The sequence below is a fragment of the Arthrobacter sp. Y3225116 genome, from assembly GCF_059091245.1.
Genome location: NZ_JBNHGL010000539.1, coordinates 1 through 574 on the forward strand (window position 1 = coordinate 1; position 574 = coordinate 574).

At 74.9% G+C, this 574-nt stretch carries 1 protein-coding gene; it reads right to left on the reverse strand.

Annotation, left to right across the window (positions count from 1 at the left end; all coding sequences use genetic code 11):
- Positions 1 to 508, reverse strand: a 508-nt coding sequence (locus AC5RV2_RS18835) for an alpha/beta fold hydrolase (RefSeq protein WP_494093594.1), incomplete at its 3' end; no start/stop codon positions are given.
- Between the last annotated feature and the right edge of the window lie 66 nt (positions 509 to 574).

Consider the following 574-nt stretch of genomic DNA (forward strand, 5'->3'; position numbering starts at 1 on the left):
CCGCGGGCAGGCTCCGGCGCACGACGTCGGGGTGCCGCCTGAAGGGGGCCCGGAACGTTTCGCGGTCCGCGCCCTGCGGCTCGCTGCCGCCGCTAAACCACGCGCGAATCAGCTCCTCGCCGGCGGCAAGGTCCGCTGCCGGATCGGAAGATTCCCCGCCGAACAGGCGGCTGAGCTTGTCGACGGTTGCCGCCGACGGCGGCACCGGCACCATCCCCATCACGGTGAGCGACGCCGTCGTCTGCGGGAAGCGCGCCGCGATGGTGGCGGCGATGTTGCCGCCCAGGGAGTGCCCGACCCAGTGCACCGGCCCGCTGCCGAAGCGGTCGTCCAGGGCCGCGGCGACGTTCTCCACGGTCCAGTCGAAGCCGGCGGGCGGGCCGCTGCCGTAGCCGGGAAGGTCCGGGGCCGCGACGTCGCGGCCGCCGGCGGAGAGTCGGGCGGCCAGCGGTTTCCAGTAGCCGGCGGAGCAGGCCCAGCCGTGCAGCAGGACGATCGGATGCGTCATGGCTCGATTATGCCCGGCAGTCCGCCGGAAACAGGGCGCCCCGGGCGGCCGGTGAGGCGGGCGGCT